This is a genomic window from Buttiauxella sp. JUb87 (assembly GCF_004361975.1).
GTDB lineage: Bacteria > Pseudomonadota > Gammaproteobacteria > Enterobacterales > Enterobacteriaceae > Buttiauxella > Buttiauxella ferragutiae.
The window spans coordinates 402,977-417,038 of sequence record NZ_SNVY01000002.1 but is presented as its reverse complement, the minus strand read 5'-3'; the positions used below and the strand labels follow the sequence as shown (position 1 = coordinate 417,038).

At 49.8% G+C, this 14,062-nt stretch carries 11 protein-coding genes and 1 tRNA gene; 8 read left to right on the top strand and 4 right to left on the bottom strand.

The window, feature by feature from the left end; all coding sequences use genetic code 11:
* Window positions 1-17 precede the first annotated feature (17 nt).
* The 7 genes from xerD to EC843_RS10115 all read left to right on the top strand — a co-directional run bounded on the left by xerD (window position 18) and on the right by EC843_RS10115 (window position 7,571).
* The gene (gene xerD, locus EC843_RS10145) at window positions 18-914 is read left to right on the top strand and encodes a site-specific tyrosine recombinase XerD (protein WP_074388528.1); all 897 of its coding nucleotides are present in this window, start codon (window positions 18-20) and stop codon (window positions 912-914) included.
* Between the two features lie 24 nt (window positions 915-938).
* Window positions 939-1,655 carry a bifunctional protein-disulfide isomerase/oxidoreductase DsbC gene (gene dsbC / locus EC843_RS10140; RefSeq protein WP_064543661.1) on the top strand — a complete coding sequence of 239 codons (717 nt, stop codon included), beginning with the start codon at window positions 939-941 and terminating at the stop codon, window positions 1,653-1,655.
* A gap of 7 nt (window positions 1,656-1,662) precedes the next feature.
* A complete protein-coding gene (recJ, locus tag EC843_RS10135; protein WP_133522191.1) occupies window positions 1,663-3,396 on the top strand; it encodes a single-stranded-DNA-specific exonuclease RecJ in 1,734 nt (577 codons plus the stop codon).
* A gap of 109 nt (window positions 3,397-3,505) precedes the next feature.
* Window positions 3,506-4,604 (top strand): peptide chain release factor 2 gene (prfB, locus tag EC843_RS10130; RefSeq protein ID WP_133522190.1). Its coding sequence is split into 2 segments (ribosomal slippage): window positions 3,506-3,580 and window positions 3,582-4,604, totalling 1,098 coding nucleotides; the frame shifts between segments, so codons are not numbered across the junction.
* A gap of 9 nt (window positions 4,605-4,613) precedes the next feature.
* Window positions 4,614-6,128: a lysine--tRNA ligase gene (lysS, locus tag EC843_RS10125; RefSeq protein ID WP_064543668.1), complete on the top strand. Its 1,515-nt coding sequence runs from the start codon at window positions 4,614-4,616 to the stop codon at window positions 6,126-6,128.
* 130 nt (window positions 6,129-6,258) lie between these two features.
* On the top strand, window positions 6,259-7,020 hold the full coding sequence (gene actS / locus EC843_RS10120) for an amidase activator ActS (protein WP_133522189.1): 762 nt from the start codon (window positions 6,259-6,261) through the stop codon (window positions 7,018-7,020).
* Between the two features lie 477 nt (window positions 7,021-7,497).
* A tRNA-Gly gene (locus EC843_RS10115) sits at window positions 7,498-7,571 on the top strand.
* A 55-nt stretch (window positions 7,572-7,626) separates the two neighbouring features.
* Here EC843_RS10115 and EC843_RS10110 read toward each other — a convergent pair.
* Window positions 7,627-7,992 carry a DUF4440 domain-containing protein gene (locus EC843_RS10110; RefSeq protein ID WP_133522188.1) on the bottom strand — a complete coding sequence of 122 codons (366 nt, stop codon included), beginning with the start codon at window positions 7,990-7,992 and terminating at the stop codon, window positions 7,627-7,629.
* Between the two features lie 2 nt (window positions 7,993-7,994).
* Complete coding sequence (locus EC843_RS10105; protein WP_133522187.1) at window positions 7,995-9,371, bottom strand: MFS transporter; 1,377 nt, start codon at window positions 9,369-9,371, stop codon at window positions 7,995-7,997.
* 106 nt (window positions 9,372-9,477) lie between these two features.
* Here EC843_RS10105 and EC843_RS10100 point away from each other — a divergent pair, with 106 nt between their 5' ends.
* Window positions 9,478-10,374 (top strand): LysR family transcriptional regulator, encoded by an 897-nt coding sequence (locus tag EC843_RS10100; RefSeq protein ID WP_121814958.1) that lies wholly within the window; start codon window positions 9,478-9,480, stop codon window positions 10,372-10,374.
* Window positions 10,375-10,378: 4 nt separating this feature from the next.
* Here EC843_RS10100 and EC843_RS10095 read toward each other — a convergent pair whose 3' ends face one another.
* Window positions 10,379-12,631, bottom strand: coding sequence for an EAL domain-containing protein (locus tag EC843_RS10095; RefSeq protein ID WP_279535811.1), 2,253 nt, complete (start codon window positions 12,629-12,631; stop codon window positions 10,379-10,381).
* A gap of 128 nt (window positions 12,632-12,759) precedes the next feature.
* Entirely contained in the window at window positions 12,760-14,052 is a 1,293-nt protein-coding gene (locus tag EC843_RS10090) for a diguanylate cyclase (RefSeq protein WP_133522185.1), read from the bottom strand.
* Between the last annotated feature and the right edge of the window lie 10 nt (window positions 14,053-14,062).

Below are 14,062 nucleotides of genomic sequence, written 5' to 3'. Positions count from 1 at the left end.
AAGTAAGTGAGGCTGTAGTGGAACAAGATCAGGCCCGAATAGAACAATTTCTTGATGCGCTCTGGCTTGAAAGGAATCTGGCACAGAACACGTTGGACTCCTATCGCCGGGATCTTAAAATGGTAGCGGAGTGGCTGGAACGCCACGATCTTGATTTGTTGAAGGTGCAAACCGGCGATTTACAGTCGCTGTTTGCTGAACGTCTTGAAGGCGGCTATAAAGCAACAAGTTCGGCGCGAATGCTGAGTGCGATTCGTCGATTATTTCAGTATTTATACCGTGAAAAATTGCGTGATGACGACCCAAGCGTGATGCTTTCATCGCCAAAATTGCCACAGCGTTTGCCAAAAGATCTCAGCGAAGCGCAGGTCGATCGTTTGTTGCAGGCACCTTGCATTGACCAGCCTATCGAGTTGCGTGATAAAGCGATGCTCGAATTATTGTATGCTACTGGCCTGCGCGTATCGGAATTAGTGGGGCTGACCATGAGTGATGTCAGCTTGCGTCAGGGAGTTGTGCGAGTCATCGGTAAAGGCAATAAAGAACGCCTGGTGCCGATGGGTGAAGAGGCTGTTTATTGGCTGGAAAACTACCTGGAACATGGGCGACCATGGTTGCTCAATGGCGTGTCGATTGATGTGGTCTTCCCCAGCAATCGCGCGCAACAAATGACGCGTCAGACATTCTGGCACCGCATCAAACATTACGCAGTGCAGGCGGGTATCGATAGCGAAAAGTTATCACCCCATGTCCTTCGGCACGCATTTGCCACGCATTTACTGAATCATGGTGCGGACCTGCGAGTCGTACAGATGCTGCTTGGACATAGCGATTTGTCCACCACCCAAATTTATACGCATGTCGCGACGGAACGTTTACGTCAGCTGCATCAACAACACCACCCACGAGCGTGAGTGGTAGAAGATAAAGGAATCATCATGAAAAAGAGTTTATGGCTGCTCCCATTATTAGCGGCCTCTTTGTCCGGTTTTGTTCATGCAGACGATGCTGCAATCAAGCAATCACTGGCTAAGTTAGGCGTGCAAAATGCTGATATTCAGTCAGCACCTGTAGCGGGCATGAAAACGGTATTAACCGATAGCGGTGTTTTGTATGTCACTGAAGATGGAAAACACGTTATCCAGGGGCCACTGTACGATGTCAGCGGTGCGCAACCGGTGAACGTCACCAACAAATTGCTGGTGGGCAAACTGAACGCGCTCGAAAAAGAGATGATCGTTTACAAAGCGCCGCAAGAGAAACACGTCATCACGGTATTTACCGATATCACCTGTGGCTATTGCCACAAGCTGCACGAAGAAATGAAAGACTATAACGCACTGGGGATCACCGTGCGTTACCTGGCCTTCCCGCGCCAGGGTCTGCAAAGCCAGACTGAAAACGACATGAAAGCCATCTGGTGTGCAAAAGACCGCAACAAAGCGTTCGATACTGCCATGAAAGGTGATGCCGTCGCTGGGGCAACCTGTGACATGAATATCGCCAATCATTACAACCTCGGCGTACAGTTCGGTATTCAGGGAACCCCTGCGATTGTACTGAGCAACGGTACTGTAATCCCTGGTTATCAGGGGCCGAAAGAGATGAAACAAATGTTGGATGCGCACCAACAACTTACCAATATAGGCGGGTAGTTAACGGGTGAAACAGCAAACACAACTTCGCCGTCGTACGGTCGATGAGTCAGTGGTGTTACCCCAGCAACTGCATCCACTTTTAAAGCGCCTTTATGCCAGTAGAGGCGTAAGCGGCGAGCAAGACCTGGAACGTAGCGTGAAAGGGATGCTGCCGTGGCAGCAACTTAATGGCATGGATAAAGCCGTTCAGATACTGCACGACGCTTTCCGTGAAGGCTTGCGCATTATCGTCGTCGGTGACTTTGATGCCGATGGCGCAACCAGCACCGCTTTGAGCGTGCTGGGGCTGCGTAGCCTTGGCTGCCAAAATGTTAGTTACCTGGTTCCCAACCGCTTTGAAGATGGTTACGGCTTGAGTCCAGAAGTGGTGGATCAGGCGCATGCGCGTGGCGCACAACTGATTCTGACCGTCGATAACGGCATCTCTTCGCATAGTGGTGTTGAGCGTGCTCATGCGCTGGGAATTCCGGTGGTGGTCACCGACCACCATTTGCCTGGGCCGGAGCTTCCTGCGGCTGAAGCCATCATCAACCCGAATCTGGTTGATTGCGAGTTCCCGTCAAAATCCCTCGCCGGTGTGGGCGTTGCCTTTTATCTGATGCTGGCGCTGCGTGCGCATTTACGCGATTGCGGCTGGTTTGAACAACAAGGCCTGGTGATTCCCAACATAGCAGAACTGCTGGATCTGGTAGCGCTAGGTACCGTGGCAGACGTTGTGCCGCTTGATACCAATAACCGTATTCTGACCTGGCAGGGGCTGAGCCGTATTCGTGCTGGCAAATGCCGCCCAGGCATTAAAGCTCTGCTGGAAGTGGCTAACCGCGAGCCGCAAAAGCTGGCGGCTAGTGATTTGGGCTTTGCCCTTGGGCCACGCCTGAATGCCGCTGGTCGTCTGGACGATATGTCCGTCGGTGTGGCGTTATTGCTTAGTGAAAACATTGGCGAAGCCCGCATGCTGGCTAATGAACTGGACGCGTTAAACCAGACGCGTAAAGAGATTGAGCAGGGCATGCAGGTTGAAGCGCTGACGCTCTGCCAACAGCTTGAACACAGCCATGATGAGTTACCGTATGGCCTGGCGATGTACCATCCCGAATGGCATCAGGGTGTTGTCGGTATTCTCGCCTCGCGCATTAAGGAACGGTTTAACCGCCCGGTTATCGCGTTTGCGCCCGCAGGCGACGGCACTTTGAAAGGCTCAGGCCGTTCGGTGCAAGGTCTGCATATGCGCGATGCCCTTGAGCGGCTTGATACCTTGTATCCTGGCATGATGCTGAAATTTGGCGGTCACGCGATGGCGGCTGGGTTATCTCTTGAAGAAGCGAAATTCGAAGAATTCCGTCAACGCTTTGGCGATTTGGTTGGGGAATGGCTTGATCCTGCGTTGTTGCAAGGCGTGGTTTGGTCAGACGGAGCAATCAGCGCGCAAGAAATGACGCTCGAAACCGCCGAGATGCTACGCGATGCCGGGCCGTGGGGGCAGATGTTCCCGGAACCTTTGTTTGACGGTAAATTCCGTCTATTACAGCAACGGCTGGTGGGCGATCGCCATCTTAAAGTGATGGTTGAACCGGTCGGCGGTGGGCCATTAATCGACGGCATCGCCTTTAACGTTGATACCGCGTGCTGGCCGGATAACGGTGTGCGCGAAGTTGAGCTGGCCTTTAAGCTCGACGTAAACGAGTTTCGCGGAAATCGCAGTGTCCAGTTATTAATCGACCATATTTGGCCAATCTAGCCTGCTGACCTGGCTATAAGCGACTATAAAAAGCACCGTAAATCCGGTAAACTTTCCGGTCTACGACCGCATTTTCGTCTTCTGTCATCAACATAAGATAATACAGACCATGTTTGAAATTAACCCGGTAAAAAACCGCATCCAGGACCTCACAGAGCGCAGCGACGTTCTTAGGGGGTATCTTTGACTACGATGCCAAGAAAGAGCGCCTGGAAGAAGTAAACGCAGAGCTGGAACAGCCTGATGTGTGGAACGAACCTGAACGTGCACAAGCGTTAGGTAAAGAGCGTTCTGCGCTGGAAGCCATTGTCGATACCTTAGATCAAATGACTCAGGGTCTGGAAGATGTTAACGGCCTGCTGGAATTGGCTATCGAAGCCGACGACGAAGATACCTTCAATGAAACCATTGTTGAAATAGACCAGCTCGAAGCCAAACTGGCACAGCTAGAATTCCGTCGTATGTTCTCCGGCGAGTACGACAGTGCTGATTGCTATATCGACATTCAGGCAGGTTCTGGTGGCACCGAAGCGCAAGACTGGGCCAGCATGTTGATGCGAATGTATCTGCGTTGGGCAGAAGCGCGTGGCTTCAAAACTGAAATCATTGAAGAATCCGAAGGTGAAGTTGCTGGGATTAAATCGGTGACCATTCGCATTCAGGGTGAATATGCCTTTGGCTGGTTGCGTACCGAAACTGGCGTGCATCGCCTGGTGCGTAAAAGCCCGTTCGATTCCGGTGGCCGTCGCCATACCTCCTTTAGTTCCGCTTTCGTGTATCCAGAAGTGGATGACGATATTGATATCGAAATCAATCCAGCGGATCTGCGTATCGACGTTTACCGTGCATCGGGAGCCGGTGGTCAGCACGTTAACCGTACAGAATCTGCGGTGCGTATTACCCACCTTCCGACCAACACCGTAACCCAGTGCCAGAACGACCGTTCGCAGCATAAGAACAAAGATCAGGCAATGAAGCAGATGAAGGCGAAGTTATACGAGCTGGAAATGCAGAAAAAGAATGCTGAGAAGCAGTCGCTGGAAGATAACAAATCGGATATCGGCTGGGGCAGCCAGATTCGTTCTTACGTACTGGACGACTCCCGTATCAAAGACTTGCGTACCGGTGTAGAAACCCGTAACACGCAGGCGGTACTGGATGGCGATCTGGACAAATTTATCGAAGCAAGTTTGAAAGCAGGGTTATGAGGAACCAACATGTCTGAACAACAAGTACAGGGTACCGAAGCGGTCGATTTAAATAATGAACTGAAAGCCCGTCGCGAGAAGCTGGCTGGCCTGCGTGAGCAGGGCATTGCTTTCCCAAATGACTTCCGTCGCAATCATACCTCAGACCAATTGCACGCAGAATTCGGCGCTAAAGAAAACGAAGAGCTGGAAGACCTGGGCATCGAAGTGTCCGTTGCTGGCCGTATGATGACTCGCCGTATCATGGGTAAAGCTTCCTTCGTCACTTTGCAGGACGTCGGTGGCCGCATCCAGCTTTACGTTGCGCGTGACGATCTGCCAGAAGGCGTTTACAACGAGCAGTTCAAAAAATGGGACCTCGGTGATATCCTCGGCGCTCGTGGCAAACTGTTCAAAACCAAAACCGGTGAGCTCTCAATTCACTGTACTGAGCTGCGTTTGCTGACCAAAGCATTGCGTCCGCTGCCAGATAAGTTCCACGGTTTGCAGGATCAAGAAGCGCGTTATCGTCAGCGTTATTTGGATTTGATCTCCAACGATGAATCCCGCAAGACCTTTAAAATTCGTTCTCAGATCATGGCTGGCGTCCGTAACTTCATGGTTAACCGTGGCTTTATGGAAGTTGAAACGCCAATGATGCAGGTTATCCCAGGCGGGGCTTCTGCGCGTCCGTTCATCACTCATCACAATGCGCTGGACATCGACATGTACCTGCGTATTGCACCGGAGCTGTACCTGAAACGTCTGGTTGTCGGTGGCTTCGAGCGCGTATTCGAAATCAACCGTAACTTCCGTAACGAAGGTATTTCTCCGCGTCATAACCCAGAGTTCACCATGATGGAACTCTATATGGCGTACGCGGATTACAAAGATTTGATCGAACTGACTGAATCTCTGTTCCGTACACTGGCGCATGAAGTGCTGGGTACTGCACAGGTGAAGTATGGCGAAGAGCTGTTTGACTTCGACCAGCCGTTCGCAAAACTGACTATGCGCGAAGCTATCAAAAAATACCGTCCGGAAACCGATATTGCGGATCTGGACGATATGGCTAAAGCACTGGAAATCGCCGCTTCCATTGGCATTAAAGTCGAGAAGAGCTGGGGTCTGGGCCGCGTAGTGACTGAGATCTTTGAAGAAGTGGCAGAAAGCCATCTGATTCAGCCGACCTTTATCACTGAATACCCGGCAGAAGTTTCTCCGCTGGCGCGTCGTAACGACGAGAACCCAGAAATCACCGACCGCTTCGAGTTCTTCATCGGCGGCCGTGAAATCGGTAATGGCTTCTCTGAGCTCAATGATGCAGAAGACCAGGCTCAGCGCTTTGCAGACCAGGTTTCTGCAAAAGACGCAGGCGACGACGAAGCGATGTTCTTCGACGAAGACTACGTGACGGCTCTGGAGCACGGCTTGCCACCAACAGCAGGTCTGGGCATTGGTATCGACCGTATGGTTATGCTGTTCACCAACAGCCACACCATCCGCGACGTTATCCTGTTCCCGGCTCTGCGTCCGGTTAAGTAAGTCGTTCAAGGGAGATGACCAGACTATGGTCGTCTCCCTCGCCCCTTGGGGGAGAGGGCCGGGGTGAGGGGATAAAAATACGCCACTCTCAGGCACTTTTTTGTTTTGCTATGATTTTAAGAGGATTAGTTTGCGCAAGGAAAGCACAGTCAGAAAGTGGGCACCGAATGCCATCGTCCTGCTAATCAGCCTGTTTCTCGTCGCTTGCTCATCAGATAAAGCGGGCACCACTAAAGCATCCGCAGGAAGCTACAACGGCCCTGTTTACACCGTCAAACGCGGTGACACACTCTATCGAATCTCGCGCATGACCGGCTCAAGTGTCGGCGAACTGGCGCGTCTCAACGGTATTTCAGCCCCTTATACGCTGGAAGTTGGGCAAAAAATCCGCATTAAAAGCAGCTCTGGTTCTTCTTCCTCGAAAAAAACCGTCGTTGCGAAAACCTCTAAGCCAAGCTCCACTTCGACAAGCAGTGTTGCGAAAGTTGCACCACCTCCTGTTGGCTCAAAATGCTGGCGCTGGCCCACCAGCGGCAAGGTGACGGTGCCGTTCTCTAATAGCGATGGCGGTAATAAAGGTATCGATATTGCCGGGAAGCGTGGGCAACCGATTTACGCATCAGCCGCCGGAACGGTGGTCTACGTGGGCAACCAACTTCGTGGCTACGGCAACTTAGTGATGATTAAACATAACGAAGAGTACATCACTGCTTATGCTCACAACGAAACAACGTTGGTCAACACTAGCCAAAAAGTCACTGCCGGGCAGAAAATAGCCACCATGGGTAGTAGTGGTTCAGACTCGGTAAATTTACACTTCCAGATTCGCTATCGCGCGACCGCAATTGATCCGCAGCGCTATCTGCCGCCGCCAGGCAGTAAACCCTGCTAATGGTGAATTGCGTTGATTATTCAACGCAATGTCACCATGCGTCATCACCAATAATTTCTTCGGCTGGAATTAATCCAATATTTTTCAGAGGGTTTCATAGCCGATTCCGGTTTTGTCAAAATTAAACAAGTTAGCGCTATTTATTATATTCAGCCTGATTAAAAATTAAGCGGTGGACTTTGCTCCCTTTCACCAATACAGGACTGATTTATATGAAAAACTACTCTTTAATCCTTGGTGTTGTTTCTTGTTTGTTCTTCCTGACGGCAATGGCGTTTCTGCTGCTAAAAATTTCAGCCATTCCCGTATAACGCAGGAGAGGGCATTCAATATTCAATAAAAAGCAGGGGAGGTAAGCCTTGAGCATTGCTGTTCCTGGTGCCGAAAATAAAAACAATCGCTTAATAATCCATCACATAAACTAAAAATGCGCTTGCCAGTACAAGCTGAGCGTCTATAATGCCTACGCACTTCAAAGCGGGTGTAGTTCAATGGTAGAACGGCAGCTTCCCAAGCTGCATACGAGGGTTCGATTCCCTTCACCCGCTCCAGAATCTCCCCTTGCGTCACCGTTCGAAAACCTCCAGTTCTGTCACTATGTATTACCTAAACAACCGCAGTCTCATGCAACAATTTCCACTTCATATCGGTAAAGACGACGGTAGAGTAGCGCAGCGTGGGCTCTTGCCCTGGCAGGGTTTGCCTTTCGCTGTAGCTAACCAGCGCCCCAGTCAGCCAGTCTTCAACGATCTTAATTTCTTCGACGACAATTTTTAGCCCCGGTTTCGCCGCACTTTGCCCGCGGAAAAAGGCACTCAGCATCGCAAAATCCAGCTTTACACCGCTAGTGGTGATCATGGAAAACGACGGGGCGAAGCGTGCCAGCAGCGCTTCCACGTCACCTTCACCTTTGCCCAGCCAGTTTTCGATTGCGACGTGGGCATCAATGACTTCTCTGATATACGGGTTCATCTTTATTCCTTTTGAGCGTTAAGTTGGCGCACGATGGCGCGGTTGGGGATACGCAGACAGAGCACCGCAGGGATCAGCGCACTGGCGGCTGCCAGGTAAAAGCACCAATGCCAGGCTAACGTTGCAGGCATATTTTCCTGCAACTTATTAAGCAGCAAGCTTAATAGTGCTATACCCAGGCAGAAGCTGAGCTGGCGATTGATATTCCACAAGGCGCTGGCCTGGGCAAGCTGCGCATCGTTCACTTGCAGGAAGGCGCAGCTTTGCGCAGTGCTGCTGCATAGGCTCCCACCAAATCCCATCATCGCAAACGCCAACAGCAGCAATGGATACTGTTGTGCGCTCCCCACTTGGGACAGCACCAGAATCCCTAATCCTTGCATAATGCAGCCGGTAATCAGCAGAGGGCGCGGGCCAAAGCGGTTGAACTGTTTTCCGGTAAACGTTATCGCCATAAACGACGCCAGCGACCAGGGGATCATCAGGCTGCCGACATGCGCGGCATTCATGCCAAGCTGGTTCTGCAAATACAGCATTGCGACCAGATTTACGCCAATAAAGATGCCAGGAATGGCCTGGTAAATCATCATGGCGTTGCGCAAAAGCGGGTTCAGTACCAGCCGCAGATTAAGCAATGGATGGGAATGCCGCAGGCTGTGGCGCACATAACCTGCCAGCATCACCAGGCCACCGGCAAGCATAACCAAACCGGAAGCCAGCCCGTCGCTCTCGGCAAGCCGGGTTAACCCGAGCAGAATTAGCAGCAGGGCGCTACAACCGCTGAGCAGGCCGATGGCATCAAGCGGCGTCCGCGTCTGTGTGCTGGATTCTCTGCGCAGCCAGAGTGCGGCAAGCAGTAGAGCAAGCAACGCCAGCGGCAGGTTGGCAAAAAAGACCCAGCGCCAGGAAAGCGTATCGACAATCAGCCCACCGAGTGCGGGAGAAATCGCCGGAGCAAGCAGGCCAACGAGCATAATTGCCGCCGACAGACCTGCTCTTTCGTGGGGGCGGTAAAGCTGGTAGGCGAGAGTCTGCCCCACGGGGATGAGCAGGCCACCACCCATGCCCTGTAACAGCCGCCAGCCGATTAGCTGCCCTATACTTTGTGCACAGCCCGCGCCCAGCGTCGCAACCAGAAATATTCCAAGCGAAAGCAGAAACACCCGATGCCCGCCCACTTTTTCTGCCAGCCAGGCACTGAGAGGAATCACCAGCGTCAGCACGAGAATATAGGCGTTGCTCACCCAGGTCAGCTCGCTGACCGATGCCCCCAACCCGTGGCCGATGGCGGGATACGCGACGTTTGCGATAAACATATTGATTAAATCGACGAAAAAACCGAGCAGGTAGACAACGGCGACTTTAGTGCGATAGGGCATACCACCTCCGATTAGAGGGGAGGAGTGTAGCGACGCACAAAGGGAGGATAAATCACCGCCAGAGGATTACACTGTCAAAATTATTTTGACAGTGACAGAGTTCGAGATGCTTAATCTGCAAAGGCTAACGATATTTGTGGCGGTGGTAGAGGCGGGGAGTTTTACTGCTGCAGCCACGGCGCTTGGGCAAACCAAGGCAGCAGTGAGTTTTAATATCAAACAGTTAGAAGCTGAGCTCGGTGTGTCTTTGCTGGCTCGCAGCACCCGCCGGCTGTCATTGACCGACGTCGGAGAGCGCTTTTTCCTGCGTTGTCAGCGTTTGTTGGAGGAGGCGGAAAACCTGCTTGATAACGTCCAGCAGGATCATGGCGGGTTAAGCGGTGTACTGCGGATCACCAGCACGCCGGAATACGGTGCTAAGGTAGTGGTTCCTGCACTTGCTGCTTTCTCTCGCCTGCATCCACAGTTGCGTATTCAACACGTATCCTCTTCTTATCACGCTGATTTAATTGCCGAACGTTTTGACGTCGCCATTCGCCTGGGGCAGCTTGCGGATTCCAGCCTCCGGGCGGCTCCCATCGACAGTTTTGCTATTTATCCTGTTGCCTCACCTGTTTATCTCGCCGAACACCCGATAGCAAATTTGGCACAGTTAGCGCATGCGTCCTGGCTTGCCCACAGCAGGCTTAGCTCACCGCTGAGTTGGCAGGTGGTGACCCCGGAGCAGCAGGCGGTTTTATTTAAGGTCGAGAACCCTCCTGCGATTGTCGCAGACAGCGCAGGCGCGCTGCTTGCCTTCGCCACGCAAGGCTCGGGAGTTGCGCTGTTACCAGAATGGTTGGTGCGCTCGTCTCTTAAGCTCGGTGAACTGATGGCCTTGTTGCCGGACCACCAGTTTCCGCGCCAGAGTATCTATGCCCTTTACCCCAATACCCGCCACGTCCCCGAGAAAGTGCGTGTGTTTATCGATTTTTTGCGTGAGTGGGTCGACGCGGGAAAATAATTCGTTATCCCACTGCGGTATCTGGTAAGCCGGGTATCGCCGTTGCGGGCAAGCTTTCTATTGGCGCAGGTTTGCCAATTAAGTAGCCCTGGACATAATCAATGCCCATGCGATAAAGCGTTGTGCGAATGTCTTCTGTTTCAACAAATTCGGCCACCAGAGTCATGTTCTTAATGCGGGCTAGCTCGCAAATTGACTGCACAATTTTGTAGTCCATTTCACTGGAATTAATATTGTGAATAAAGCTCCCGTCTATTTTGAGAATATCCGCGCGCATGGTTTTTAACCGAGCGTAGCTGGCATAACCGGTTCCAAAATCGTCAATTGCAATTTTACAACCCAGGCGTTGTAAAGCATCCAGTGTTTTCTCTGCCTGCAAATTATTGGTTAACTCATCGGCCTCGGTGACTTCCAGCACCAGTTGCGCGGGTGAAATACCATGCTTAATCATCAACCTCTCAATATGGTTTGCCATATCAGTGCGGCAAATTGATGCCGGTGTCAGGTTAATGGCGTAGCGATGGTTTGGCCGTGAGTGACGAGTCTCATCCATAAATTTCATGGTGTTATGTAAAACCCATAAATCAATACTCGATGACATGCCAAACTCATTCGCCAGTGGCAGGAAGGTATTGGGGAAAATTAGCTCGTCGTTATTGCCACGCATCCTCAACAGGACTTCGTGATAGCAATCTCCCTTTTTACTTTCAATCGGTTGCACCATTAATACAAAACGGTCCAACTCCAGCGCCCGCTGCAACTGGTTCATCATGTCGACTTTGGTTTTCACCTGGTTTTGCACCTGGCGGCTACTTTGCTTTCTCAGGTCGACAGGCAGATTAGTGGTAAGTGAAATTTCGGCCAGTGTTCGTAGTTCACCGATTAATAAATACAGGTGTCCCACGGGGTAATTAATTATGCAGTAGCTACAACCGATTTGCGGATACAGTTTTACGCCATCGCGGATAAAACGAAAATCTTTGGCTTTGCTATAGATTTCCGCAATGCGTTTCTCAGCATGTAGAGGGCAAATTCGCATCACTAAATCATGGCCTGAACTCATATAAATAAGCTCATCCTTATCCAGAACGGGTTCTAAGTAGCGTGCTAACTGTTGTTTATATTGCACCTGCATGAGCAAACCATAATTTCGCCCTAACAACTCAAGGTCAGGCATATACAATTGGCATAAGACTGAGACCGTGTTTTGTTTTAAATCCGCTTCCAGTGCCAGCAAATTGGGTAAATGCACAACTGGGTCAATATACATCAAGCGCTGAGTCTTTAAATTCAAGACTCGCTGACGAGAAATATTGATTGCCATCAGGGTAATGGTTATTGAAAAGGCAGAGAAACAGGACGTGGCAACCGCAAGATGTAATGTGTAGTAAGCATCATGTGGGATGAATCTTTGAATATGGCTGCATAACACAATCAGCAGCACCCACCACACAATCGAGATAGCCGCATGGCCCAGACGCAACGTACCCCATATCATCAGCGGCAGTAATAATGTCAGCGTATAAATAGAATTCATCAGCGGCAATGAATGGCTGAGTGGGGCAATCATCAGTATCGTGAGTACCGCCAATGAACCGACTAAGCATGTCAGTTCCGGCAACCGCAAATCGTTGGCCACCTGATGACGAATTTTTTTCAGATATTTCAATGTGTAGGCAGGGGTTCTAATCGACCGAATGACCAGATATAGCATCGGCAAACCAATGATATTCCCCACTAACATTCCCTGATAGTTGATTAATGTTCGGGTCGTGAAAGGGCTGACATACACCATGGACGGATTCATCCCGAATAACCCTAAATAGAGCTCGGCATGAAAATAATTAAGAAATAGCGTAGCGTTAACCACTACCAGCCAAAAAATGCGTTGCCACGTCAGGTTATATCGCCCAAAACTTGCGCGGCCTCTTTTGCCAGTAAAGTAATAGTACCCCGCGCAGCAGATCGCTACTGAGGTAAAATAGTGCAGTATCGACATTAACGCGGGCTCTAAACCACGGTCCGGGTAAACGCGGTAAAAGATACACAGAATGATCCCGGGCAGTGCCTTAAAACCATAAATCACCGTCAGGATGGTGGTGAGAGCCATGTTCAGATAAAAGAACGGGATTTCAAAGCCATCCACCGTGCCATAGGTGCTCAAATACTGGGTGATGGGGTAGAGCATAAACGGTAGCACCAGGGGCAACGCCCACCATTTATCTTTATATCTGTTATATGCTGTAGAAAGTTTCATCATCAATGTTAGCTTTTCTTCACTAAATCCAGGTTTTGGAGTGATTCACAAGCATCCATTGCTTAAGAATGAGTATTTTGCTACTCGGTTGTGCTAATTCTTTACTGCTCTTCGTTTTTAAGCGCCGATTAACTCGGCAATGTCATCTCTATTTCATCATAAAATGTGATGCTATTTTTTCCTCGATTTTTGATGTAATACATCGCGACATCCGCTTTTTTAAGCAAAGTGGCGACATCATTACCATGCTCCGGGTAAATGGAGATGCCAATGCTGGCAGAGATAAAATCTACGCTAGTGGCTGAAAGCTCATAGTTATCAGCAATCCGCGCAAGCAACTTCTTCGCCAGTTGAATAACCACTTGTTTATCTTTTTGACAAACGACGACAATAAATTCGTCACCGCCAATTCTGGCGACAAAGCCTTCGCGACTGATATTTTCTTTGAGGGTTTGTGAAATTTTCACCAGCAGTTCATCCCCCACCGCATGACCCCAGACGTCGTTGACGCGTTTAAACCCATCCAGGTCGATAAACATGATAAACAACAGGTCTGTCTGGTTGGTGAAAAGGGTATTCAAGTGTTTTTGCAGATACAACCGATTGGGCAATTGCGTTAATGAATCATGCTGTGTCATTTGTTTAAGCTGCAAGTTCTTTTTAATTAACTCGCGCTTGAGTAGTTCATTACTTAAATGTTCTTTAAAATTAACAAACCAAATAAATATTGCCAGCAGAAATACCAGCGCGACAAGTACGATCAATGTCATGGCGATGGTATTTTCGACATAGTCATCTTTAGGCATTGATGACATTGGAATAGAGCCCATGTTGATGTCACATGACCCTAAAAAGTGCATGATGGCGACACCACAACACAACGTAAGAGTGGCACTTAGTCGATAGAAGTTGGCATAAATATCATTTTTGTTGGTAATGACCAACATGAGATGGGTCAGGCGCAACATGACTAACGATGTGATAAAAATCGCAATCAATGACAGGATGATTTTAGTATTGCTGACGTACCAATCGGCTGCATTGATGATAGCGGCCATCCCCAAATAGTGCATAGAAGCGGCTGTCGCAGAAAAGATTAAAGCAGGCAGAAGATAGTGTTGCCCACGCAGTCTTTTGAATAAAAAACACACAAACCCCAGCGAGCAACCGACTATAGCGATCAGCAATGAGGCCAGTGTTTTTTGAATGTTATAATTAATAACGTGGCTATGATGATGTGCCTGTATCACCATATAGTGCAAAACCCATATCCCGCAGCCCATTGTTGGGCCACTAAATAAAGGCCAGCAATAATGTTTTTTACGCGCGCCTGCTTTACATAGCCAAAAAGAGACATAAAAAGCTATGCCCGAAATAATTATAGCGAGTAAAACTAATGAAATATCATAATTAAATAACATATTTAACTTA